Raw genomic sequence first — 1,478 nt, 5'->3', positions numbered from 1 at the left:
CATATCGACGACTTCTTCCGTCCGATCCGTAACTACCTGTACTGGGAACCGCACTGCTTCGACATCCCGATGTGCTGGTCGATGCGTTCGATCTTCGACACCCTTGACGGCATCGACACCATGACCGACGACATCCAGAAGTTGATGCCGGACATGGATCGTCTCGATGCGCTCATGCCGCAGCTGGTCACGATCATGCCGCCGATGATCCAGACCATGAAGAACATGAAGAACATGATGCTGACCATGCAGGCCACGATGGGCGGTCTGCAGGATCAGATGGAAGCGATGATGGAGAACCAGACGGCCATGGGCCAGGCGTTCGACGCTTCCAAGAACGACGACTCGTTCTATCTGCCACCGGAGACCTTCGACAATCCGGACTTCAAGCGCGGCATGAAGATGTTCCTGTCCCCGGACGGGCATGCGGTGCGGTTCATCATCAGCCACGAGGGCGACCCGATGAGCCCCGAGGGAATTTCCCACATCGATGCGATCAAGAACGCCGCCAAGGAGGCCATCAAGGGCACCCCGCTGGAGGGCTCGAAGATCTACCTCGGTGGCACCGCGGCCACCTTCAAGGACATGCAGGAGGGCGCCAACTACGACCTGATGATCGCCGGAATCGCCGCGCTGTGCCTGATCTTCATCATCATGTTGATCCTCACGCGCAGTGTGGTGGCCGCCGCGGTGATCGTCGGCACCGTGGTGCTGTCCCTCGGCGCCTCCTTCGGTCTGTCGGTGCTCATCTGGCAGCACCTGATCGGCCTGGAACTGCACTGGATGGTGCTCGCGATGGCGGTCATCGTGCTGTTGGCGGTGGGTGCGGACTACAACCTGCTACTGGTCTCCCGATTCAAAGAGGAGATCCACGCAGGTTTGAACACCGGCATCATCCGCGCCATGGGCGGCACCGGGTCGGTGGTCACCTCGGCAGGCCTGGTGTTCGCGTTCACCATGATGTCGATGGCAGTCAGCGAACTCGCCGTGATCGGCCAGGTGGGCACCACCATCGGTCTGGGCCTCTTGTTCGACACCCTGGTCATCCGCTCCTTCATGACCCCGTCCATCGCAGCCCTGATGGGCAAGTGGTTCTGGTGGCCGCAGATGGTGCGCCAGCGGCCCAAGCCCGAGCCGTGGCCGAAGCCGATCCAGCGCGAGCCGCAGGACTCGCTGGCTTAGCCCTACCCTCAAACTCCGCGAGCGTGCGTGTCTGCTGATTGGACACGCACGCTCGCGGCGTTTCGAGAGGTCGTTTACCGCACGAGCGCCACGGCGAAACCGTCCCAGCCCTTGGTGCCCACGGTTTGAATGGCCGCGGTGTCCAACCGCGGATCGGCACCCATCATCTCCAGCATGTCGCGCACGGCCTGCGCCTGTGCGTCGTCGGGCGCCGGTGCGAGCACCCGACCGAAGCGGGTCACGTTGTCGACCACGATGATCGAGCCCGGCCGACCCAGTCGGATCGCCCACTCGAC

General features: G+C 62.8%; 2 protein-coding genes. One reads left to right on the top strand and one right to left on the bottom strand.

Annotated elements, in window-relative coordinates; all coding sequences use genetic code 11:
* The coding region (locus tag A5779_RS05765) for an MMPL family transporter (protein ID WP_131811583.1) at nt 1-1,182 on the top strand (1,182 nt) is incomplete at its 5' end.
* Between the two features lie 74 nt (nt 1,183-1,256).
* Here the strand turns inward: A5779_RS05765 and A5779_RS05760 are convergent.
* On the bottom strand, nt 1,257-1,478 hold a 222-nt coding region (locus A5779_RS05760; protein WP_413784893.1), incomplete at its 5' end, for an O-methyltransferase.

It is taken from the genome of Mycolicibacterium peregrinum (genome assembly GCF_001665625.1).
Lineage (GTDB): Bacteria > Actinomycetota > Actinomycetes > Mycobacteriales > Mycobacteriaceae > Mycobacterium > Mycobacterium peregrinum_B.
The sequence above is the reverse complement of the archived record's forward strand: the minus strand, read 5'-3'. Positions and strand labels throughout refer to the sequence as shown.